This window comes from Pyxidicoccus xibeiensis (genome assembly GCF_024198175.1).
In the GTDB taxonomy this organism is placed as follows: Bacteria; Myxococcota; Myxococcia; order Myxococcales; family Myxococcaceae; genus Myxococcus; species Myxococcus xibeiensis.
Map to the genome: position 1 here is coordinate 19,817 of NZ_JAJVKV010000024.1, position 25,858 is coordinate 45,674.

The 25,858-nt window shown below is 72.7% G+C and carries 1 protein-coding gene (only partly in view); it reads right to left on the reverse strand.

The features are described 5' to 3' along the window. Positions 1 to 25,806, reverse strand: partial view of a non-ribosomal peptide synthase/polyketide synthase gene (locus LXT23_RS46765; RefSeq protein ID WP_253987037.1) — the 5' portion only. Its footprint begins 5,778 nt before the window's first position; only the first 25,806 of its 31,584 coding nucleotides appear in the window; the start codon lies at positions 25,804 to 25,806; the stop codon falls past the left edge of the window. Positions 25,807 to 25,858 lie beyond the last annotated feature (52 nt).

Sequence of the window (25,858 nt, forward strand, 5' to 3'; positions counted from 1 at the left end):
CTCTCTCCACCAGTCGAGCTGCTGCTTCATGGGCTCGCCAGCGAGCCAGCGCTGCTGCCACACGGCGTAGTCGGCGTACTGGAGCGCCAGCTCGGGCAGCGGCGAGGGACGGCCCTCACGGAAGGCCGCGTAGAGGGCGACGAGCTCGCGCACGAGGACACCGGTGGACCAGCCGTCGGAGACGATGTGGTGCATCGTCAGCAGCAGGACGTGGTCTCCCGCGTCCAGGCGGAGCAGGGTGGTGCGGAGCAGAGGGCCCTCGGCCAGCGAGAAGGACTTGCGAGCCTCCTCGGCGGCGAAGCGGTGGGCCTCTGTCTCACGCTCGGGCGCGGGCAGCGAGGACAGGTCGATGCACGGCAACGGCAGCGGACCCGGAGCAGCGATGCGCTGAACGGCCTGGCCTGCCACGGAGGGGAAGGTGGTGCGCAGCGATTCGTGGCGGCGCACCAGCTCGGCGAAGGCCCTCTCCAGGGCGGAGGCATCCACCTCGCCATGCAGCCGAAGCGCGACGGGAACATTGTAGGTCGAGCTGCCCGGCTCGAGTTGATCGAGGAACCAGAGTCGCTGCTGGGCGAAGGACAGGGGCAGTGACCCGGAGCGGTCCGCCACGGTGATGGGCGGGAGCTGGAGTCCGTTCCCCTCCTGGACAGCGGCGTCCACGCGAGAGGCCAGTGCCGCGAGCGTCGGCGCCTCGAAGAGCTCACGCAGGGCCAGCTCCACGCCGAAGGCAGCGCGGACGCGTGAGAGCAACTGCGTGGCCAGCAGCGAGTGACCACCCAGGTCGAAGAAGTCCTCGTGCAGGCCGACGCGCTCCACATGGAGCACCTCGGACCAGATGCCGGTGAGGAGCTCTTCGGTCGGGCTGAGGAGCGTGGAGGAATCTCCATCCTCGGAGACGGAGCGCTCGGGGACTGGGAGGGCCTTGCGGTCGACCTTGTCGCTGGAGGAGAGGGGGAAGCGCTCCATGGAGACGAATGCGGAAGGCACCATGTAGTCCGGCAGCCGCTGCTGCAGGAAGGTGCGCAGGGTGGGCGCGTCGACGGACTGGCCCTCGTGAGGGACGAGGTACGCAACGAGACGCGGCTCGCCCGCGACGTCCTCGCGCAGCATGGCGACGGACTGGGAGACGGCGGGGTGGGAGTCGAGGAGAGACTCGACTTCGCCCAGCTCGATGCGGAAGCCACGCAGCTTCACCTGGGAGTCAGCGCGGCCGAGGAACTCGAGGGTGCCGTCCTTGAGCCAGCGGACGCGGTCGCCGGTGCGGTAGAGGCGAGCGCCAGGGGTGGTACTGAAGGCATTGGGGACGAAGCGCTCGGCGGTGAGCTCCGGGCGGCCGAGGTAGGCGCGGGCGAGGCCGGGGCCACCGACGAGCAACTCACCAGGAATGCCGACGGGGACGGGAAGCAGGCGCGAGTCGAGGACGTACACCTGGACGCCGGGAAGGGGCCGGCCGATGGAGGGACGCTCTGCGGAGACGGCGTCGCTGACGGTGGCGCAGACGGCGACTTCGGTGGGGCCGTAGGCGTTGAGGAAGCGACGGCCCGGACTCCAGCGGCGGACCAGCTCGGGCGAGACGGCCTCACCGGCGGCGGCCACCGTCTGGAGGGAAGGCAGGCCCTCGGGGGCGAGGCGCGCGAGGGTGGAGGGCGTGAGGGTGACGGTGGTGACGGCCTCACGCGACAGCAGCGAGTGCAGCGGCTCGCCCGGCAGCAGCGAGTCGGAGTCGGCCAGCAGGAGGCGAGCGCCGGAGAGCAGGGCGGAGAAGGCTTCCCACACGGAGGCGTCGAAGCCAGGAGCGGCGAACTGCAGGGCAGTGCGGCCGGGGCCCAGGTGCAGCAACTCGGAGGCGGCGCGAGCGGTGTTGCACAGGCCGCGGTGCGTCAGCAGCGTGCCCTTGGGCCGGCCCGTGGAGCCGGACGTGTAGATGACGTACGCCAGATGCTCGGGACCCACTGCCACACGCGGAGCCTCCGTGGATTCACGGGCAATGGCCTCGGCCTCGGAGTCGACGCACACCAGCAGCTCGCCACGCGAGGGCAGCTCGTCAGCCAAGTGCTCCCAGGTGAGCAGCACGGGAGGCGCCGCATCCTGGAGCATGAAGGCCAGTCGCTCGCGAGGCAGCGCCGGGTCCAACGGCAGCCACGCGCCACCGGCCTTGAGGACACCCAGCAACGAGACGACGAAGTCGAGCGAGCGTCCCAGGCACAGCGCCACGCGCATGTCCGGGCCGACGCCACGAGCCTGGAGGTAACGGGCAAGCTGGTTGGCGCGCGAGTCGAGCTGCCGGTAGGTGAGGTGCGAGTCACCGAAGGAGACGGCGACAGCGTCCGGAGTGCGCGAGGCCTGGGCCGCGAAGAGGACATGGGCGACAGCAGCTTCAGGCGCCACGGGCCCGGTGCTCCACTCGCGCAGCACGGCCTGCTGCTCCGCCTCGGTGAGCAGGGGCAGCGAGTGCAGAGACGCGTCAGGCCGCGCCACCGCGGCCTCCAGCAGGGTGCGCAGGTGGCCGAACATGCGGCCAATCGTCTCGGCCTCGAAGAGCTCGGTGCTGTACTCGCAAAGCCAGGCGAGTCCCTCGGGGGCCTCGGAGACGGCGAGCGTCATGTCGAAGCGGGCGACGCCGGTGCTGCCCTCCAATCCGCTGAGGGCCAGGCCGGGCACTTCCAGGCGAGAGGTGGGCGCGTTCTGCAGCACCAGCTTCACCTGGAAGAGGGGCGCATGGCCCAGGCTGCGCTCGGGGTTGAGGGCCTTGACCAGCTCCTCGAAGGGCAAATCCTGCCGTGCGTAGGCGCCCAGGGTGGTGCGGCGCACCTGGGCCAGCAGGGCACGGAAGCTGGAGGCTTCACTCAAGCGCGAGCGCAGCACCAGCTGGTTGACGAAGAAGCCGATGAGGCCCTCCGTCTCGGAGCGGTTGCGGTTGGCGATGTCGGTGCCGACGACGATGTCGTCCTGGCCGGAGTAGCGGGCCATGAGCAGCTGGAAGGCGGCCAGCAGCGTCATGAAAGGAGTGACACCCTCGCGCTGGCTGAAGGCACGCACAGCGGCGGCGACTTCGGGCGGGAAGGTAGTGGTGAGCGAAGCGCCCTTGAAGGAGCGCACGGCCGGACGCGGGAAGTCCGTGGGCAGCTCCAGCACCGCCGGAGCCCCGGTGAGCTGCTCTCTCCACCAGTCGAGCTGGGACTCGAGCACCTCACCCTGCAGCCACTGCTGCTGCCAGGCCGCGTAGTCGGCGTACTGCACCGCCAGCTCGGGCAGCGGAGAGTCCTGACCCTCGCGGAAGGCCGCGTAGAGGGCCGCCATCTCTCGCACCAGCACGCCCACGGACCAGCCGTCGGAGACGATGTGGTGCATCGTCAGCAGCAGGACGTGCTCCTCGTCACCCAGGCGAACCAGCGAGGTGCGGAGCAGCGGGCCCTCGACGAGTGAGAAGGGCTTGCGAGCCTCCTCGGCGGCGAGCCGTCGCGCCTCGACCTCACGCTCGGGCGCGGGCAGCGAGGACAGGTCCACGCACGGCAGCGGCAGCGGGCCCGGAGCAGCGATGCGCTGCACGGCCTGGCCGGCCTCGGCGGGGAAGGTGGTGCGCAGCGACTCGTGACGGCGCACCAGCTCGGCGAACGCCCTCTCCAGGGCGGAGGCATCCAGAGCCCCTTCCAGCCGCAGGGCCGTGGGGACGTTGTACGTCGCATTGCCCGGCTCGAGCTGATCCAGGAACCACAGGCGCTGCTGCGCGAAGGACAGCGGCAGTCGCTCGGAGCGGTTCGCCGCGACGAGCGGCGGAGCCACCACGCCGCGCTCGGCCGACGCGCGCGCCAGCCGCTCCGCCATCTTCTCCACCGTGGGGGCGTCGAAGATGTCCGCCAGCGGCAGCTCCACGCCGAAGACGGAGCGGAGCCGCGACACGAGCTGCGTGGCCAGCAGTGAATGGCCTCCCAGCTCGAAGAAGTCATCGCGCAGCCCCACGCGCTCCACGTGGAGGATGTCCGCCCAGATGCCGGCCAGCAGCTCCTCGTTCGGAGTGCGAGGCGCGACGAAGGACGCCTCGTCCGCCCCGGCCTCCGGCGCGGGCAGGGCCTGCTTGTCCACCTTGCCGTTGGGCGTCAGCGGCAGCGCGTCCAGCAGGACGAAGGCCGACGGCACCAGGTGCTCGGGCAGCGACTTCTCCAGGTGACGGCGCAGCTCCGCCACCGTGGCCTGCTCGGAGCGGGCCACGACGTAGGCCACCAGGCGCTTGTCGCCCGCCACGTCCTCGCGCGCCACCACCACGGCCTCGGCGACGGCGGGGAAGCGCAGCAGCTCGGCCTCCACCTCACCCGGCTCGATGCGGAAGCCGCGGATCTTCACCTGCTCATCCAGGCGGCCCAGGTAGTCCAGCCGTCCGTCCGCCCCGTACACCGCGCGGTCACCCGTGCGGTACAGGCGGGCTCCCGGCTTCGGGCTGAACGCATCCGGCACGAAGCGCTCCGCCGTCAGCTCCGGACGGCCCAGGTAGCCCCGGCCCACGCCATCGCCGCCGACGTACAGCTCGCCCGGTACGCCCACGGGCACCGGCTCGCCACGCGCGTCCAGCACGTACAGCCGCGTGTTGGCGATGGGCCGGCCGATGGACACCGCGCCGTCGATGCTCTCCTCCGCACCCACCTCGTGGATGCAGCAGCCCACCACCGTCTCGGTGGGGCCGTACTCGTTGATGAGGCGCGTGGCGGGCGCATGCTCGCGCCACGGGCGGATCGCCTCCGCCGTGAGCGCCTCACCGCCAATGACGAGCGCCCGGGCCCGGCCCGCCAGCTCCTCGGGCCGCAGCTGCTCGGCCAGCAGCTTCAAGTGCGTGGGCGTCAGCTTCACCAGGCTGAAGTCCCTGCCCGCTCGCAGCGCCTCCGCGAGCGCCGACACCGCGTCGTCCTCACGGGCCAGCACCACCGGCCGGCCCGCCACCAGCGGCGCCAGCAAGCTCGTCACCGTCAGGTCGAACGACACGGACGAGTGCACCGGAGCGCCCTGGCCCTCCGCGACGCGGTACGCCTCCAGGCACCACGCCAGGTAGTTCACCACGCCCCGGTGCGGCAGCATCGCGCCCTTGGGACGGCCGGTGGAGCCGGACGTGTAGATGACGTAGGCCAGGCACTCGCCGTGCACGCCTGTCTCCGGCGCGTGCGTGGGCAGCTTCGACAGCGCCGCCTCCTCGGAGTCCAGGCACACCAGCAGCTCACCCTGCGACGGCAGCAGGTCCGCCAGCGCCTCGCGCGTCACCAGCACGGGCACGCCCGCGTCCCTCGCGAGGAAGGCGAGCCGCTCCGCCGGATAGGTCGCATCCATGGGCACATAGGCGCCGCCGGCCTTGAGGATGCCCAGCAGGCCCACCACCAGCTCCACGGAGCGCTCCAGGAACAGGCCCACCCGGACCTCGGGCCCCACGCCCAGCGTGCGCAGGTGCCACGCGAGCTGGTTGGCGCGCCGCTCCAGCTCACCGAAGGTGAGGGTGCGCTCTCCCGCCACCACCGCAACGGCCTCGGGAGTCCGCGCCGCCGCCTGACTGAACAGGGAGTGGACCGTCGCCTCCTCGGAGTACGGCGCCTCGGTGCGGTTCCACTCCACCACGAGCTGCCGGCGCTCCTCCGCGCCCAGCAGCGGCAGCTCACCCACGCGCGCGTCGGGCCGGGCCAGCAGGCCCTCCAGCAGGTTGCGCCAGTGCCCCAGCAGGCGCTCCACGGTGCCCGCGTCCAGCCGCGGCTGCTCGTAGGACACCTGGAAGGTGAGCTGCGCGGTGGGGATGACGTTGACGCTGAGCGGGTACGTGGTGCGCTCGATGAAGCGCACGCCGCGCACGTCCACGCCGCTGGCCCGCTCCTGCACCCAGGCGTCCACCGGGTAGTTCTCGAAGACGAGCAGGCTCTCGAAGAGCGGCTGTCCGCGAGGCACCTGGCTCCAGCCCTGCACCTCCACCAGCGGGCTGTGCTCGTGCTGGCGCACCTCCACCTGCGAGGACTGGAGTCCGCGCAGCCACGTCATCGCCGGCGCGTCGGCCGGCAGGCGCACGCGCACGGGCAGCGAGTTGATGAACAACCCCATCATCGCTTCGATGCCCGGCAGCTCCGGCGGACGGCCCGAGACGGTGGCGCCGAAGACGACGTCGTCCACCCCCGCGTGGCGGCCCAGCAGCAGGGCGAAGGTGCCCTGCAGCAGCGTGTTGAGGGTGAGCTGGTGCTCGCGCGCCAGCTCCTGCAGGGCCGAGGACGTGGTCGCCGACAGCACCAGGACGTGCTCGCCGCGAGGCAGCGCCTGCTGCGCGCGCGTCGCCGTCCGCCGCCCGGGAAGCGGCGTGGGCGCCTGGATGCCGGCCAGCGTCTTCCGCCAGAAGGACTCGGAGCGAGGCAGCTCCTGCTTCGCCAGCCAGGAGATGTACTCCCCGTAGCGAGGCGCCGGGGGGGCCTGGGGTGCGTGGCCGCGGTGCAGGGCGTCGTAGGCGGAGAAGAGGTCCCGGAAGAAGAGGCCCAGGCTCCACCCGTCGAGCAGCATGTGGTGGAAGCTCCAGACGAAGCGGTGGACACCGCCCTCCAGCTTCAGCGCCATCACCCGCATGAGCGGAGGCCGCGACACGTCGAAGCCGCGCGTCCGGTCCTCCTCGAAGAACGCGTCCAGTCGCTGCTGCACGGCATCGGCCGGCAGCGCGCTCCAGTCCTGCTCGCTCCAGGGGACGTCGGGGCGCGCGTGCACCACCTGGAGCGCCTTCGGCAGCCCCTGCCAGCGGAAGGAGGAGCGCAGCGCGGAGTGTCGCGCCACGACCCACTCCCAGGCCCGTCGCAGCACGGGCAGCTCCAGCGGCGAGTGCACCGTCCAGGTGAGCTGCTGCAGGTACTCACCCGAGCCCGTGGCGAGCAGCGTGTGGAAGAGCATGCCCTGCTGCAACGGGGCCAGCGGGTAGAGCTCCTCCACGTCACCCGCGTCGGAGAGCAGTGCCTGGAGGACGGGCGCCTCCAGTCGGGCCAGCGGGAAGTCCCCCGTCGACCGGCGGCGCGCATCGTCACTGGCCCGCGAGGCGATGACGGCCCGCAGCGCCTCCAGGGTGCCACGCGCGATGGCCTCCACGGTGGCGCGCGAGAGTGCGCCCTCGCGGTACGTCCATGCCACCTCGAGCTGGCCTCCGCGCACCTGGCCATTCACCTCGAGCAGGTGCGCCCGGGCGGAGCTGTCCTCGGAGGGCGGCAGCGGCTCGGGCGCCAGGCGCAGGAGCTGCGAGCGGACGGCCGACGCGTCCACCGTGCCCACGTAGTTGAAGAGGACGGAGGCCCCCGGCGCGGCCTTCAGCGCCGCGCGCGCCTCCGGGCGTCCCAGGTAGCGCAGCAGCCCGTAGCCCAGGCCCTGTCCTGGCACGTCGCGCCGGGCATCACGCACCGCGCGCACGGCCTCGCCAGGGCTCGCCCCGGAGGACACCTCCAGCACCAGCGGGTGCAGGGCGGTGAACCAGCCCACCGTGCGGGAGAGGTCCACGTCCGCGAAGACGTCCTCGCGTCCATGCCCCTCCAGGTCCACGCGCAGCCGGCCATGGCCGCTCCAGCGCGACAGCGCCTGCGCCACCGCGGCCAGCAGCACCTCGTCGATACGGGCCCGGTAAGCCGTGGGCACCTCGGCCAGCAGCAGGGCCGTCTCACCCGCGTCCAGCCCCACCCGCACCTCGTGGGCGGCTCCGGTCGCCGCGCCCGCGGTGGGCAGCGCGGGCACCGGGCGCAGGGCCAGCTCCTTCCACACGGGCAGCTCTGCTTCCACCTCGGGCGTGAGCGCGCGCTCCGCCATCCGCCGCGCCCACTCCTGGAAGGAGGTCGTCTTCGGAGGCAGCGCCACGGCCTCACCACGCGCGAGCCGGCCGAGCGTCGTCTCCAGGTCCTCCAGCAGCGCGCGCCACGACACCGCGTCCACGCCCAGGTGATGCACGGCAATCAACAGGCGACCGCTGCGTCCCGCGCCGCGCTCCACCCATGCGGCGCGCAGCAACAGGCCCTCGTCCAGGCGCAGGCTGGCCTCCAGCTCATGGGCCAGCGCCGCCAGGGCGGACGCATGCTGCTCGGGCGCCAACGTGGCCAGCGACTCCCGGCGCAGGTACACCGGCGCCTCCGGGGCCGCGTTCGTCTGCTCCCAGCCCGCGTCGCCACGCACCAGCCGCAGCCGCAGCGCATCGTGGTGCTCGACGAGCGCCCGCAGCGCCTGCTCCAGGTGCTCGGGGGACGTCGCCCCGTCCAGCTCCAGCAGCACCGTCTGCGTGAAGCGCTCGGGAGCGGCCAGCCCGCGCGCGAGGAAGTCGTGCTGGATGGGCGTCAGCGGCACGGGGCCGCTCACGGGGCCCTGGGGGGCCTGCCGTCCCTCCAGCGCGCCGACGACCTCGGCCAGGGCGGCCACCGTCGGGCGCTCGAAGAGCTGCCGCGGGCTGAGCGCGAGCCCGGCCTGCCGCGCGCGCGCCACCACCTGGAGGCTGACGATGGAGTCGCCGCCCAGCTCGAAGAAGTCATCGTGCAGGCCGACGCGCTCCACGCCGAGGACCTGCGCCCAGATGGCCGCGAGCTGCGTCTCCAGCGCCGTCCTCGGGGCGGCATACGCGCGGTCCTCGTCCTGCTTGCGCGTGCGCGGCGCCGGGAGCGCCTTGCGGTCCACCTTGCCGCTCGGCGTGAGCGGCAGCGTGTCGAGCACCACGAAGGCCGCCGGCACCATGTACTCGGGCAGCACGTCGCGCAGCATGCCGCGCAGCTCGCCCGCATCCGCGGCCTGTCCCTCGCGCGGCACCACGTACGCCACCAGGTGCGTGCGTCCACCCTCTTCGCGAGGCACCACCACCGCGCGCGACAGCGCCGGGTGACGGGCCAGCACGGCCTCGATCTCCTCCAGTTCGATGCGGAAGCCGCGCAGCTTCACCTGGAAGTCGGCGCGGCCGAGGTACTCCAGCCGTCCATCCGCGAGGTACCGCGCGCGGTCTCCGGTCCGGTACATGCGCCCGCCCGGCGCCGGGGAGAACGGGTCCGCCAGGAAGCGCTCCGCCGTGAGGTCCGGCCGCGCGAGGTAGCCGCGCGCCAGGCCGTCACCGGAGAGGTACAGCTCGCCCGCAACGCCGACGGGCACGGGCGCCAGGTGCGCGTCCAGCACGTAGGCGCGCATGTTGGACACGGGGCGGCCGATGGGCACGGTGACGCCGGAGCCCTCCGACGGGTACACCGCGAAGGTGGCGTCGATGGTCGTCTCGGTGGGGCCGTAGAGGTTGACCACGCGAGCTTCGGGGAAGAGCGCCCCGGCGCGCCGCGCCAGCTCCACGGGCAGCGCCTCGCCGCCGCAGAAGAGCCAGCGGACGCTGTCCACCCGCCGGCCCCGCGCGAGGTCCACCAGGGCCCCCAGCATCGAGGGCACCACCTGCAGCAAGGTGATGCGGTGCTGGAGCAGCTCGTCCAGCAGGATGTCCGCGTCCTGGTGGGCCGTGGGCGAGGCCATGACCAGGCAGCCGCCCGTCATGAGCGGCGCCCAGCACTCCCACACGGAGGCATCGAAGCCGAGCGACGTCTTCTGCAGCAGCCTGTCCTCCGCGCCGAGTCCGAAGGCGGAGACGATCCACGCCATGTGATTGACGATGGCGCCGTGGGAGACGGCCACGCCCTTGGGGCGGCCGGTGGATCCGGACGTGTAGAGGACGTACGCCAGGTGCTCGGGCAGCACGGCCGCGGGGGACAGCGGAGCGTCCGTGTCGGGCCCCAGGTCCTCCGCCACGTCGAGGCACAGGGTGGTGGGCGCCTGTCGAGGCAGGCGCGAGCGCAGGGCACTGTGGGTGAGGAGGATGCGCGGGCTGGCGTCCTCCAGGATGTGGCCCAGGCGCTCACGCGGGTAGGACGGGTCCAACGGCACGTACGCGCCACCGGAGCGCAGGATGGCGAGCAGCGCCACGGCGGTATCGGTGGAGCGCTCCAGGAACAGGCCCACCCGGACGTCGGGGCCCACGCCAAGCGTCCGCAGCTGCCGGGCAAGCCGGCCGGAGCGCTGCATCAGCTCGCGGTAGGTGAGCTGCCCCTGCTGGGAGACGACGGCGAGCGCGTCGGGAGTGCGCGCGGCCTGGGCTTCGACGAGCGCGTGGAGGCCGGCCACGCGAGGCGTCTCGGTGCGGGTGGCGTTCCACTCGACGAGGAGCTGGTGGCGCTCCCCAGCGCTGAGGCAGGCGAGGTCGGCGAGCTTCTGCTCGGGGCGGGCAGCGAGCCCCTCGAGCAGGGTGCGCCAGTGGCCCAGCAGGCGCTCCAGGGCGGAGGGCTCGAAGCGGTGGGCGTCACCGGACAGGCGCAGCAGCAGCTCGGCGCCGGGGACCACGACGGCGGTGAGCGGATAGGTGGTGCGCTCGAGGGCACGGACGTCGCCCACCTCCACGCGCTTCGCGCGCTCGCGGACGGCGGCGTCCACGGGGTAGTTCTCGACGACGAGGAGGGTCTCGAAGAGCGGCGTGCCGCGCGGGACGCCGCTCCAGCCCTGCACCTGGGACAGGGGGCTGTGCTCCTGCTGGCGCAGCTCGGTCTGCCGGGCCTGGAGGTGCTTCAGCCAGGGGAGGACGGACTGGTGGCCGGGCACGTGGATGCGCACCGGGAGGGTGTTGATGAAGAGGCCGACCATCTCCTCCACGCCGGGCAGCTCGGCCGGGCGGCCGGACACGGTGGCGCCGAAGACGACGTCGTCCTGGCCCGCGTAGCGGTTGAGCAGCAGGGCCCAGGCGCCTTGCAGCACGGTGCCCAGGGTGAGCTGGTGCTGACGGACGAGCGCCTGGAGGCCGGTGGTGGACGCGCGGGAGAGGTGGACCTCGCGCTCATGCAGCACGCGCGCGCCGGTCCGCGTGGAGGCGGGGCTCGCGGCGGGGAGCGGAGTCGGCGAGTCCACGCCGGCCAGGGCCTCGCGCCAGAAGCGCTCGGTGCGCCCCGCGTCCTGCTTGCGCAGCCACGCGATGGCGTCGCGGTAGTGCGGTGCCGGAGGCAGCCGGGGGCTCTCGCCCTGGGAGAAGGCGTCGTAGAGGGCGAAGAGCTCCTGGAAGAGGCGGCCCTGGCTCCAGCCGTCGAGCAGCAGGTGGTGGTGGCTGAAGACGAAGCGCCAGGTGCCGTCGCCCAGGCGCATGGCCGTCACGCGCGCGAGTGGCGGGCGTGACAGGTCGAAGCCGCGAGCACGGTCCGCGCGCAGGAACTCCTCGAGCCGCGCGGTCAGCTCATGAGAGGGAACCTCGCGCCAGTCCAGCTCCTGCCAGGGCAGATCGGCCCGAGGCTGGACGCGCTGGAGCGGCTCGGTGAGGCCTTCCCAGAAGAAGCCGGTGCGGAGCACTGCGTGGCGTGCCACCAGCCCCTCCCACGCACGGCGGAAGGCGGACAGGTCCAGCGACGTGCCGACATGCCACGTGAGCTGCTCGAAGTACTCGCTCTCCGATGGGTCGTGCAGGGCGTGGAAGAGCATGCCCTGCTGCATGGAAGAGAGCGGGTAGAGGTCTTCGACGGGAGTGCCCTGGGGCACCAGCCGCGCGAGGGAGTCCGCATCCAGCGAGGCGAGCGGGAAGTCGGTGGGCGTGTAGCGCAGCGAGTCCGGAGAGGCGCGCAGGGAGACGAGCTGGCGAAGCACGTCGAGGCAGGCGTCAGCGAGGGCCTGGACGCGAGCGGCGGAGTGCAGGTGAGGCGAGTACTTGAAGTCGAGCTGGAGGCGGCCCTCCAGCACGAGGGCGTTGAGCTCCAGCAGGTGCGAGCGCAGGCCGCCCTCACCCTCGGCGGGGCCAGCGGCCTCGGAGGAGAGCGCGAACAGGGACGAAGCCGCGGCGGAAGCGTCGAGCTGGCCCAGGTAGTTGAAGGCCACAGGGGCCTGGGGCAGCGCGCGAAGCGCCTCCACGGCGTGCGAGTTGCCCAGGTAGCGAAGCAGGCCGAAGCCGATGCCACGAAGAGGCAGCGCGCGCAGGCCGTCACGCGCCGAGCGCAGGTGGTCACCCAGCGAAGCGGAAGACGGTACCGACAAGCGCACGGGCGCCACGGAGGTGAACCAGCCGACGGTGCGGGACAGGTCCACGTCCGGGAAGACGGCCTCACGGCCATGGCCTTCCACATCGACGAGGAGGGAGGACAGGCCGAAGCAGCGGGAGACGGCGACGCCGAGCGAGGCCAGCAGCAGCTCATCCGGCCGGGCACGCCATGCAGTCGCGGCGTCCTGGAGAAGCAGGCGTGTGGTGTCGGCCTCCAGGGAGACGGCGAGACTGCGCGCGGAAGCAACGGAGTTGGTGCCGGAAGAATCAGTGGGGAAGGCGGGAGGAGGAGGCGAAGCCAGCCCTGTCCAAAGCGCCAACTCCCGCTCCATTTCGTTGGAGCGGGCATGGGCCTGGAGGCGCTCGGCCCAGGACTTCAGGGAGGAGGACTTGGGAGGAAGGGAGACGGGACGCGCCTCCAGCAACTGGGAGACGGCCAGCTCCAGGTCCTCCAGGAGGATGCGCCAGGAGACGGCATCCACGACGAGGTGGTGGGCGGCGAGGAAGAGGCGCTGAGGGCGTCCGGGCCCGGCGTCGAGGAGTGCGGCGCGCAGCAGCACGCCCTCATCCAGGCGGAGGCTGCGCTGCACGTCGGCGCAGGCGGCCTCGACGAGAGAAGGCAGCGCGTCCTGGGAAGCGGAGGCCAGGTCCACGGAGCGAAGCGAGAAAGCGTCCGGAGGAGCAGCGAAGGACTGCTCCCAGGCCCCGTGCGAGGCGCGAGAGAAGCGCAGGCGCAGGGCGTCGTGATGGACGACAAGGGAGAGCAGTGCCTGCTGGAGCACGGAGGGCTCCAGACGGCGGCGCAGCACCAGCAGCAGGGACTGATTGAAGTGGTGGGCCTGGGGCAGCTCCCGCTCGAAGAACAGGTGCTGGATGGGCGTGAGGGGCGCCTCACCGGTCACCGGCCCCTGCTCCTCCACGGACACGGCAGCGGAATCGGGAGCGAGCACCGCGGCCAGCTTCGCGATGGTCTGCTGCTCGAAGAGCTGCCTCGGTGAGAGCTGCAGCCCGACCTGCCGGGCGCGGGCCACCACCTGGAGGATGATGATGGAGTCACCCCCCAGCTCGAAGAAGTTGTCGTGGATGCCGACCTGCTGCACGCCCAGGGCGCGCGTCCACAGGGCCGCGAGCTTCTCCTCCACGGAGTTGCGAGGAGCGACGAACGCGTGCTCCAGCGTGGGCCGCTCGCCCGTGGGCGCCGGCAGCGCCTTGCGGTCCACCTTGCCATTGGGCGTGAGGGGCAGCGCGTCCAGCACCACGAAGGCGGCCGGCACCATGTACTCGGGCAGCGCGTCCTTCACGGCCTCGCGCAGGGCACCGGTATCCACGGTCTCACCCGGTGCCGTCACGACGTAGGCCACCAGGCGCTTCACGCCCGGCACGTCCTCGCGGGCCACCACTACGGCCTCGCGCACCTGGGGCGCGCGCAGCAGCACGGCTTCGAGCTCACCGACCTCGATGCGGTAGCCACGCACCTTCACCTGCGTGTCGCGGCGGCCGAGGAACTCCAGCACGCCGTCCGGCCGCCACCGCGCCAGGTCTCCGGTGCGGTACAGCCGGCCTCCGGGCTCGGTGCCGAACGGGTCCGGCACGAAGCGCTCCGCCGTCAGCGCCGCGTCCAGGTAGCCGCGCGCCAGGCCGTCGCCGCCGACGAACAGCTCCCCGGGCACACCGGCGGGAACGGGCTGGCCGTTGCCGTCCAGCAGGTACACCTGCGTGTTCGCGATGGGCCGCCCAATGGGCACGGAGTCGCCCGGCTGCGAGGGCTCCGTCATCCGGAAGCAGCTCGTGAAGGTGGTGCTCTCGGTGGGGCCGTAGCAGGCCGTCACCGGAATCTTCAGCTCGGTGAGCACGCGGCGCACGTGGGGCGCGGACACGACGTCGCCACCCGTGAGGAGCTGGCGCACGGAGGCCAGGCCCTGGATGTCGGCGTCGACCATCTGGCTGAAGAGGCCCGCCGTCAGGTGCAGCGTGGTGACGGCGTGGCGGGTGAGGACCTCCCGCAGCTCGCGCACGTCACTGGGGGCCTGGGGCGGGTAGACCACCAGCCGGCCGCCATTGAGGAGGCAGCCCCAGATCTCCACCGTGGACGCGTCGAAGGAGATGGGGGCGATGAGCAGGAAGGTGTGCTGGGGGCCCAGCTCCGCGTAGTCGACGCCCTTGACCAGTCGGGCCACGGAGCGGTGCTCGATGCAGACGCCCTTGGGCCGGCCTGTGGAGCCGGAGGTGAAGTCGATGTACGCGAGGCCACGCGCGGTGGCGCCGTCGCGCGGCGCGGACGTGGGCTCACGCTCCAGTGAGGCGCGAGCCTCTTCCAGCAGCAGCACCTGCATGGAGCCAGCGGGCAGCCGCGCGAGCAGCTCGCGCGTCGTCACCAGCACCTCGGGCCGGGCGTCCTCGACCATGAGGGCCAGGCGCTCCCGAGGGTACGACGCATCCAGCGGCACGTAGGCGCCGCCGGCCTTGAGGATGCCGAGCACGGCGACGACGAGCTCCACCGAGCGCTCCAGGCAGAGCGCCACGCGAGCATCCGGTCCCACGCCCATGCGCCGCAGCGCGTGCGCCAGCTGGTTGGCGCGCGCGTCGAGCTGGAGGTAGGTGAGCTTCTCGGTGGCGGACTCGAGCGCCACGGCGTCCGGGCGCAGCGCCACGTGCTCCGCGAAGAGCGCGTGGAGGGTGGACTCGCCAGGGAAGTCCACGCGGGTGGCGTTCCACTCCACCAGCACGCGGTGCCGCTCCTGCGCGTCGAGCAGGCTGACCTCGGCCACCGGCCGCTCGGGCGCGGAGGCGAAGGACTCCAGCACGGTGCTCCACTGCCGCAGCAGCCGCTCCACCGTGGCCGCGTCGAAGCGCCCGGTGTCATAGGAGAACTTCAGCAGCAGCTGCTCGCCGGGGACGATGGTGGCCGTGAGCGGGTAGTTGGAGCGCTCGAAGACCTCGATGTCGCGCACCTCGAGCCCGCTGGCCCGCTCGCGGACCGAGGCATCGATGGGGTAGTTCTCGAAGACGAGCAGGCTCTGGAAGAGGGACGTGCCGCGCGGCACGGCGCTCCAGCCCTGCACCTGTGCCAGCGGGCTGTGCTCGAACTGGCGGAGCGCGTGCTGCTGCTCCTGGAGTCCCTTCAGCCACGACAGGACGGAGTCGCGCTCGGCCAGCCGCACGCGCACCGGCAGCGAGCCGATGAAGAGGCCCACCATCTCCTCCACGCCAGGCAGCGCGGGGGGACGGCCGGAGACGGTGGCACCGAAGACGACGTCGCTCTCGTCGGAGGAGCGTCCCAGCACCAGCGCCCACGCCGCCTGCACCAGGGTGCTCAAGGTGACGGAGTGCGCACGGCTCAGCGCGCCCAGCGCCGACGTGGCCTGGGGCGACAGGAGCACCTTGCGAATCTCCAGCGAGGACAGCGCCTGCTTGGAGCCGGGCTCGCGGTCTCCGGGCAGGGGCGTCGGCGTGGAGAAGCCGGCCAGCCGCTCACGCCAGAAGCGCTCGGCCTGGGTGTAGTCCTGGCGGCGCAGCCAGGCGATGTAGTTGCGGTAGGGCGGCGCTTCCTCGAGGCGCGGCGCGCGGCCCTGGAGGAAGGCGTCGTAGAGGACGAACAGCTCCTGGAAGAGGCGGCCCTGGCTCCAGCCGTCCATCAGCAGGTGGTGATGGCTCCAGACGAGCCGCTGCACCCCATCCAGCTGGATGAGCGTCACGCGCATCAGCGGCGCGCGGGAAAGGTCGAAGCCCTGGGCCCGGTCCTCGGCGAGGAACGCGTCGACGCGAGCACGCTGCTCCTCGCCGGACAGCCCCCGCCAGTCGAGCTGCCCCCAGGGCAGGTCCACCCGAGGCTGGACGAGCTGGAGCGGCTCGGTGAGGCCTTCCCACAGGAAGCGCGAGCGCAGCACCGGGTGACGGGCCAGCAGGGTCTCCCACGCGCGGCGGAAGGCGACCAGGTCCAGGGGAGTGCGGAAGGTGAGGGTGAGCTGCTCGAAGTACTCGCCCGAGCCCGGCGTCATCAGGGCATGGAAGAGCATGCCCTGCTGCGTGGGAGAGAGCGGGTAGAGGTCTTCGACGGGGGTGCCCTGGGGCACCAGTCGCGCGAGGGCGTCCGCGTCGAGCGAGGCGAGCGGGAAGTCGGTGGGCGTGTAGCGCAGCGAGTCCGGAGAGGCGCGCAGGGAGACGAGCTGGCGAAGCACGTCGAGGCAGGCGTCGGCGAGGGCCTGGACGCGAGCGGCGGAGTGCAGGTGGGGCGAGTACTTGAAGTCGAGCTGGAGGCGGCCCTCCAGCACCAGGGCGTTGAGCTCCAGCAGGTGCGAGCGCAGGCCGCCCTCGCCCTCGACGGGGCCGGCGGCCTCGGAGGAAAGCGCAAACAGGGACGAAGCAGCGGCGGAGGCGTCGAGCTGGCCCAGGTAGTTGAAGGCCACGGAAGCCCGGGGCAGCGCACGAAGCGCCTCCTGCACCCCGGGCTGGCCCAGGTAGCGAAGCAGGCCGAAGCCGATGCCGCGAAGAGGCAGTGCGCGCAGGCCGTCGCGCGCCGAGCGCAGGTGGTCGCCCAGCGAAGCGGAAGACGGTACCGACAGGCGCACGGGCGCCACGGAGGTGAACCAGCCGACGGTGCGAGACAGGTCCATGCCCGGGAAGACGGCCTCACGGCCATGGCCTTCCACATCGACGAGGAGAGAGGACAGGCCGAAGCAGCGGGAGACGGCGACGCCAAGAGCGGCCAGCAGCAGCTCATCCGGCCGGGCCCGCCAGGAAGTGGCGGCGTCCTGGAGAAGCAGGCGGGTGGTGTCGGCCTCCAGGGAGACGGCGAGACTGCGCGCGGAGGCGACAGCGTTGGTCCCGGAAGCGTCGGTGGGGAAGGCGGGAGGAGGAGGCGAAGCCAGCCTCGTCCAAAGCGCCAACTCCCGCTCCATTTCGTTGGAGCGCGCATGGGCCTGAAGCCGCTCGGCCCAGGACTTCAGGGAGGAAGACTTGGGAGGAAGGGAGACGGGACGCGCCTCCAGCAACTGGGAGACGGCCAGCTCCAGGTCCTCCAGGAGGATGCGCCAGGAGACGGCATCCACGACGAGGTGGTGGGCGGCGAGGAAGAGGCGCTGAGGGCGTCCGGGCCCGGCGTCGAGGAGGGCAGCGCGCAGCAGCACGCCTTCGTCCAGGCGAAGGCTGCGCTGCACGTCGGAGCAGGCGGCCTCGACGAGAGTAGGCAGCGCGTCCTGGGAAGCGGAGGCCAGGTCCACCGAGCGCAGCGAGAAGGCGTCCGGAGGCGCGGCGAAGGACTGCTCCCAGGCTCCCTGCGAGGAGCGAGAGAAGCGCAGGCGCAGGGCGTCGTGATGAACGACGAGGGAGAGCAATGCCTGCTGGAGCACGGAAGGCTCCAGGCGGCGGCGCAGCACCAGCAGCAGGGACTGGTTGTAGTGGTGTGCCTGGGGCAGCTCCCGCTCGAAGAACAGGTGCTGGATGGGCGTGAGGGGCGCGTCACCGCTCACCGGCCCCTGCTCCTCCACCGTGGTCGTGGTGCTGCGCACCACGCATGCCAGGGAGGCGATGGTCTGGTTCTCGAAGAGCTGGGCCGGGGTGAACTCGAGTCCGACCTGCCGGGCGCGGGCCACCATCTGGATGCCGGTGATGGAGTCACCGCCGCGCTCGAAGAAGTTCTCGTGGATGTCCACGCGCTGCGCACCCAGCAGCTGCGCCCAGATGGCGGCGAGCTTCTCCTCCACGGGCGTGCGGGGCGCGGCGAACTCGCGCTCCTGCGCGGACTGCGTGCTCTCCGGCGCGGGCAGGGCCTTGCGGTCCACCTTGCCCGCGGGAGTCAGAGGCAGGCTCTCCAGCACCACGAACGCGGCCGGCACCATGTGCTCGGGGAGCCGCTCGCGCATGAAGGCCTGGAGCGCCTCCGTCGAGCCCTCCTCGCCGGCCACGTAGGCCACCAACCGCCGCGCTCCCGGGGAGTCCTCGCGCAGCACCACCACGGCCTCGCGCACGGAGCGGTGCTCGGCGAGCACGGCCTCTATTTCCCCTGGCTCGATACGGAACCCGCGCAGCTTGAGCTGGCTGTCCGTGCGACCGAGGAACTCGAGCCGTCCGTCCGCGCGCAGCCGCACGCGGTCTCCCGTGCGGTACAGCCGGCCTCCGGGCTCGGCGCCGAAGGCATCCGGCACGAAGCGCTCGGCGGTGAGGTCGGGACGCTGATGGTAGCCCCGGGCCACGCCCGCGCCGCCCACGTACAGCTCACCCGGCACGCCCACGGGCACCGGCTGCATGCGCGCGTCCAGCACGTAGGTGCGCACGTTCGGCAGCGGGCGGCCGATGGTCGGCTGCTCCACGTCCACGTCCGCATCGAGCGTGGCGCAGATGGTCACCTCGGTGGGGCCGTAGGCGTTGATGAAGCGCGCCACGCGGCCCTTCCACCGGGCCGCCAGCTCCGGAGGGCACGCCTCGCCCGCGGAGATGAGCGTCTCCAGTGACGCAAGTCCGTGCGCCTCCAGCCGGGACAACACGGCCGGGGTGAGGGTGGCCGCGGTGATGCCCTGCTCCTCGATGAGCGCGCGCAGCGGCGCGTCTGGGAGCAGCCGCTCCCTCGGGGCCAGGCACACACGGGCTCCGGCGGCCAGGGTGCCGAAGATCTCGCAGACCGCCGCGTCGAAGCTCAGGCTCGCGAACTGCAGGACGCGGCTCTCGGGACGGTAGCCATGCAGCCGCGCCACCGCGCGCGACGTGTTGTAGAGGCCGCGATGCGTGAGCACCGTGCCCTTGGGCCGGCCCGTGGAGCCGGAGGTGTAGATGACGTACGCGGCCTGCGCGCCGCCACCGAGCGGGCGCGGGGGCTCGACGGGGCTTGCGCCAATCACCGCGGCGTCGGCATCCAGGCACACCACCTGCTCACCGCGCGAGGGCAGCTCGTCGGCGATGCGCTCCACCGACAGCAGCACCGGTGCGGCGCAGTCCGCGAGCATGTAGGCCAGTCGCTCAGCCGGGTAGCTCGGGTCCAGCGGGACGAAGGCGCCGCCCGCCTTGAGCACGCCCAGCAGGCCCACCACCAGGTCCAGGCTCCGGTCCAGGCACAGCGCCACCCGGACCTCCGGGCCCACGCCCAGTCCGCGCAGGTGGTGCGCGAGCTGGTTGGCCCGGCGCTCCAGCTCGCCATAGGTCAGCGCCTGCCCCTCGAAGGTGACGGCGAACGCATCCGCCGTCTGGGCCGCATGCGCCTCGAAGAGCGCCTGGGCGCGAGCCAGCTCCGGCAGGGGCTCGGCGGTGTCATTCCACTCCACCAGCGCGCGCTGGCGCTCCGCCGGCGCCATCAGAGGCAGCTCGCAAAGGCGCGTCTCGGGGCGCTCCAGCGCCGCGGACAGCAGGGTGGACAGGTGTCCCAGCAGGCCCTGCAGGGTGCGCTCATCGAAGAGGTCCGTGCTGTACTCGCACAGGCACTCCAGTCCCCGCGCGGTGCGCGTCACGGACAGCGTGAGGTCGAACTTGGCGGCTCCGGCCTCCGCGGGCAGGCGGCTCCACTTCACCCCGGGCAGCTCCACACCCTCCAGGGCCACGGCGTCCTGATACGTCAGCTTGAGCTGGAAGAGCGGGGCGTGGGAGAGGCTGCGCTCGGGGTTGAGCGCGCGCACCAGCTCCTCGAAGGGCAGGTCCTGATGCGCGGACGCGCCCAGGGTCGTCTCGCGAGCGCGGCCCAGCAGCTCCTGGAAGGAGAGCTGTCCCTCCAGGCGCGTGCGCAGCACCAGCTGGTTGACGAAGAAGCCGATGAGGCCCTCGGTCTCCACGTGGTGCCGGTTGGCGATGTCCGTGCCAATGGCGAGGTCCGTCTGCCCGGTGTAGCGGTGCAGCACGGCCTGGAAGGCCGCGAGAACCACCATGAAGGGCGTCGCGCCCTCACGCTGACCCAGCGCCACCACGCCGTCCGCCAGCGCGCGAGGCAGCACCCGCGTGAAGGTGGCACCCCGGAAGCTCTGCACGGCCGGACGCGGCCGGTCCGTGGGCAGCTCCAGCGACGCGGGCAGCTCGGCGAGCTGTCGGCGCCAGTATTCGAGCTGCGACTCGCGGGCCTCACCATCCAGCCACGAGCGCTGCCACAGCGCGTAGTCCGAGTACTGGAGCGCCAGCGCCGGCAGCGGCGAGGGCCGGCCCTCGGTGAAGGCGCCGTAGAGCGCGCCCACCTCGCGCACCAGCACCTCCATGGACCAGCCGTCCGCGACGATGTGGTGCAGCGTGAGCAACAGGACGTGGTGCCCTGCATCCAGCTTCAGCAGTCCCGCGCGCAGCACCGGGCCGCGCTCCAGCTGGAAGGGACGCCGGGCCTCCGCGTCGGCCAGGCGCCGGGCCTCGGCCTCGCGGCGCTCCTCGGGCGGGCCTGACAGGTCCGTGCGCTCCAGCACGAGGGACGCGTCGGCGGAGACGCGCTGCACGGGCTCGCCGCCGTTGTCATGGAAGGTGGCGCGCAGCACCTCGTGCCGGCGGACCAGCTCTGCCAGGGCGCGCTCCAGGGCCTCCACGTCCAGCGGCCCGTCCAGCCGGACGGCGGCGGGGAGGTTGTAGAAGGCGCTGTCGGGCCGCAGCCTGTCGAGGAACCACAGGCGCTGCTGCGCGAAGGACAGCGCGGTGTCGCCCGTGCGCGGCGTGGCCACCAGCGGGGGCCGGGGTGCGCCGACGGGCCTGCCCGCCGCCTCCAGTCGCTCGGCCAGGAGCGCCAGGGTGGGCGCCTCGAACAGGGTGCGCAGGGGCAGGTCCACGTGCAGCGCGTTGCGCACGCGGGAGATGAGCCGGGTGGCCAGCAGCGAGTGGCCGCCGAGCGCGAAGAAGTCGTCGTGAACACCGACCTGCTCCACACCCAGCACCTCGCGCCACAGGCCCGCCAGTAGCTGCTCACCGGGCGTGCGCGGCGCGACGTAGGCCTGCGTCCTCTCGGCCCCGGAAGAGTCCGGAGCCGGCAGCGCGCGCCGGTCCACCTTGCCGTTCGGCGTGCGCGGCAGGGCCGGCAGCACGACGAAGGCCGAAGGCACCATGTACCCCGGCAGCCGCGCACCGAGCGCCGAGCGCAGCTCCTCCACGGAGGGAGACGACTCGCCGGGCACCACGTACGCGACCAGCCGCTTGTGGCCGGGCGAGTCCTCACGGGCCAGCACCACGCTCTCGCGCACGCCGGCATGAGCGGCCAGAGCCGCCTCCACCTCGCCCAGCTCGATGCGGAAGCCGCGCACCTTCACCTGGAAGTCGGCGCGGCCCAGGTAGGCGATGCGGCCATCCGGCAGGTAGCGGGCCAGGTCGCCCGTGCGGTACATGCGCGCGCCCGGGGTGGCGCTGAAGGGATCGGGCAGGAAGCGCTCGGCCGTCAGGTCCGGCCGGCCCAGGTAGCCGCGCGCCAGGCCCTCGCCGCTGAGGTACAGCTCTCCGGCGACGCCAATGGGCACGGGCTGCAGGCGCTCATCGACCAGGTACACCGCCGTGTCCGACAGGGGCCGGCCGATGGTCGGTTCGGCGCCGGGCGGCACGCGGGCATGGGTGGAGTAGGTGGTGTCCTCGGTGGGGCCGTAGAGGTTGAAGACGTCCGCCACGGTGCCCAGGGCGTAGAGCGCGTCCACCAGGGGCCGCGGGAGCGCCTCGCCCGCGAGGTTGACGGTGCGCACGGAGGCCGGCACGGCCCGGGCCCGCACCAGCTCCGCCATGGCGGAGGGCACGGTGTTGACGAGCGTCACCTCGCTCGCGGCGGGCAGCGACGGCAGGGCCAGCGCGTCCTCGGCCACCACCACGGCGCCGCCGCGAGTCAGGGGCGCGAACAGCTCGAAGACCGACAGGTCGAAGTTGATGGAGGTCGCGAAGAGGACGCGCGAGAGCTGCTCGGCGGAGAACGTCCGGCCCGCCCAGCGCAGGAAGGCCACGGCGCCGCGATGGGTCAGCGCCACGCCCTTGGGGCGGCCCGTGGAGCCGGACGTGTAGAGGATGGCGCAGACGTTGTCGGGCGAGGCCGGGCACGGCAGTGGCGCCACCGGAAGCGCGCCGAGTGCCGCCGTGTCCAGACACACCACCTGTCCACGCGGAGTGCCCAGCCGCTCGGAGAGCGCCTGCGTCGTGAGGAGCACGCCGGGCGCCGCGTCCTCCACCACCAGGGCCAGCCGCTCCCGCGGCCAGCTCGGATCCAGCGGCACGTAGGCACCGCCGGCGCGCTGCACGGCCATCAGCGCCACCACCAGCTCGGCGGAGCGCCCGATGCACACGCCGACGCGCGACTCGGCGACCACCCCCAGCGTCCGGAGGTGGTGCGCCAGCCGGAGCACCCGCGACTCCAGCTCCGCGTACGTCCACCGCGCGTCCCCGGCGATGAGCGCCACCGCCCCGGGCGTGCGCCGTGTCTGCGCTTCCACCAGCAGGGGGACGTTGTCCTCGGGCGCCTCGGAGGAGCGCGTGTCGTTCCACGCCACCAGGAGCTGGTTCCGCTCCTCGGGGCTCAGCAGGGGCAGCTCGGCGATGCTCCGCTCGGGCGTGGTGACGGCCGCGTGCAGCAGCGTGCGGAGGTGGCCGGCCACGCGCTCCACGGTGGAGGCGGTGAAGAGGTCCGTGGCGTACTCGAAGGACGCGTCCAGCCCGCCCTCTTGCCCCTCGAAGAGGAAGAGCGTGAGGTCGAACATCGACGCGCCGGTGTCCACCTCCAGGCGCTCCCAGCGCAGGCCCTCCAGCTCCAGCGCCAGGGCCGGGTCGTCCTGGAGGACGAGCATGGCCTGGAACAACGGAGCGTGGCTCTGGCTGCGGACGGGCTGCACGGCCTCGACGACGCGCTCGAAGGGCACGTCCTGGTGGGCGAGCGCGCCGAGCACCCGCTCACGCACCTGACCCAGCAGGCCGAGGAAGGACGGCGCGCCGGAGAGCTCGGCCCGGAACACGAGCGTGTTGACGAAGAGGCCGATGACGTCAGCCTGACCGGCGCGGCCACGGCCGGCGACGGGAGTGCCCACGCAGACATCCGGCTGTCCCGACAGTCGGGACAGCAGCACCTGGTAGCCGGCGAGCAGCACGGCGAAGGGCGTCGTGCCCTCGCGCCGCGCGAGCGCCTGCACCTGCCGCCACAGCCCGGCCTCGAGCTGGAAGGCATGGCGGGCGCCCCGGTGGCTCTCCACGGCGGGGCGGGGTGCATCGGCGGGCAGCTCCAGCAGCGGCGGCGCGCCGCGCAGGTGCTTCCAGTACTCGAGCTGACCCTCCAGCTCCCCGCGCTCCAGGCGGGCCCGCTGGGCGGCGGCCTGGTCCACGTAGCGCGCCGGAGGCGGAGGCAGGCGGGGCTCGCGGCCCGCGGCATGAGCGGCGTACAGCGCTGCCAGCTCACGCGCGAGCACACCCAGGGACGTGCCGTCGGAGACGAGGTGGTGCACGGTGAGCACCAGCACGTGGCGCTCCTCGCCCAGGCGCAGCAGCACCGCGCGCAGCAGGGGGCCACGGGACAGCTCGAAGGGACGCCGCGCTTCCTCGCGGGCGCGGCGCAGCGCCTCGGCCTCGCGCTGGGCCTCGGGCAGTCCCGTCAGGTCCTCTCGCTCCAGCCGTGTGCGGCCCTCGGGGAGGATGGACTGCGACGGCCGGCCCTCGTCGGACTGGAAGACGGTGCGCAGCGACTCGTGACGCTGGACGAGCGCCTGGAGGCTGGCCTCGAGCGAGGCGACCTCGAGACGGCCCTCCAGGCGCAGGCCCACCGGCAGGTGGTACACGGCGCCACCCGGCTGGAGCTGCTCCAGGAACCACAGTCGCTCCTGCGCGGGAGAGAGCGGGAAGGGGCCGGGGCCGGTGGAGACCTCCTCCACGCGCGCCGGCTGGGGGGCCGCGGTGGGCAGGGCGCGCGCGAGCTCCTCCAGCGTGCAGCCGGCGAGCAGCGTCTGCATGGGCACCGCGACGCCCAGCTCCTTCTCGAAGAAGTGCGCCAGCTCCACGGCCGCGAGCGAGTCCAGGCCGTAGCGGGTGAGGGGCGCCGCCGCGTCCAGCTCCTCGGGGCGCACGTGCAGGCGCGGTGCGAGGCGGGCGCGCAGCCAGGTGACGCGCTCCTCCTCGACGGCGGGAAGCGGGGCGGGCACGGCCTGACCGGGCGTCGACGCCGGCTCGGACGCGGCGGACTCCGACCAGGCGTGCACCACGGCCAGCTGGCCGTCGAGCAGCGCCTGACGGCAGGCGCGGCGCTGCACCTTGCCGCTCGACGTCTTCGGAAGGGCGCCCGGCTCGATGAGCAGCAGCGTGTGGGGCTGCACCTCGTGCGTCTCGGCGAGCCGCTGGCGCAGGGCACCGATGACCTCGGTGGGGTCGGCCATGCGGCGTGCATCCACCTCCAGCACGACGGCGAGCCGCTCCTCGCCCTCTACCTCAAGGGCGAAGGCGGCGCTGCAGCCCGGACGGATGGCGGGGTGGCTCTGGTCCGCCGTCAGCTCCAGGTCCTGCGGGTAGTGGTTGCGGCCACGAAGGATGATGAGGTCCTTGAGGCGGCCGGTGACGAAGAGCTCCCCCTGCTGGAAGAAGCCGAGGTCTCCCGTGCGCAGGTAGCGGTGCTCGCCGCCGCTCGCGGGGCGTGCCTGGAACGCGTGCCGCGTCTCCTCGGCGCGCTGCCAGTAGCCCAGGGCCACGCTGGGGCCACGCACCCACACCTCGCCCACCTGCCCTTGCGCGAGCGGCTCCAGGCTCTCGGGGTGGACGACGAGGACTTCCTGGTCGGGCAGGTTGCGGCCGCAGCCCACGAGCGTGCGCGCCGTCACGCCGTCGGTGGGCTCCACCGCGCGGTTCTGCTCCAGGGCGGCGGAGTCCAGCGTGCGCAGCACCGGGGGCTCCGCGGGGAGTCCACCCGACACGATGAGGGTGCCCTCGGCCAGGCCGTAGCAGGGATAGAAGAACTCGCGCCGGAAGCCCTGGGGGCCAAAGGCCGTCACGAAGCGGTCCAGCGTCTCCGGGCGGATGGGCTCGGCCCCCGAGAAGGCGACGCGCCAGTGGCTCAGGTCCAGGCCCTCGCGCTCCTCGGGCGCGATCTTCCGGACGCACAGGTCATACGCGAAGTTGGGGCCTCCGCTGATGCTGGCCTTGTGCTTGGACACCGTCTGCAGCCACAGCAGCGGCCGCTTGAGGAAGGTGAGCGGCGACATCAGCGCCACGGGGAAGCCCCCGTACAGCGGCTGGAGGATGCCGCCGATGAGCCCCATGTCGTGGTACGGCGGCAGCCAGATGGTGCCCACGCTGTGGGCGTCCGCCTGGAAGGCGTGGGAGATCAGCCCCAGGTTGTGCAGCAGGTTGCCGTGGCTGAGCATCACCCCCTTGGGGGTGCCGGTGGAGCCGGAGGTGTACTGGAGGAACGCGAGCGAGTCCGCGCCGACGTCCGGAGGCCGCCACGCGCTGGCGGCGTCTTCCGTGAGCGTGTCGGTGGCCACCCAGCGCAGCGTCTTGAGGGACGGCGCCTGCTCGAACAGGAACTCGGCCATGGACAGCAGCCACGACGTGGTGAGCACCACGGTGGCCTGCGAGTCCTGGATGATGGACAGCAGCCGCGGCAGGGTGCGCTCCAGCCGCGTCGGGTCTGGCGGGTACGCGGGCACGGCGACGGCGCCCGCGTAGAGGCAGCCGAAGAAGCCGGAGATGTACTCCAGGCCCGGCGGATACAGCAGGACGGCGCGCTCGCCCCTGGCTCCGAGTGACTGGAGCGCGCCGCCGATGATGCGCGCGCGTTGCTGGAGCGCGCCCCGGTTCAGCTCACCTTCCTCGCTCTCGGCGTCCTCGACGAAGGAGTAGAGGCGCGCGGCTGCGTCCGCGGAGGCCCTCGCCTCGAGCAGCTCGACGAGCGTGGACCATGGGGCGGGTGAGGGGCGGTTCATCACCTGATACCTCTGTGTGCGGCCAGGAAGGCCACCTGGAATGCTTTGACGA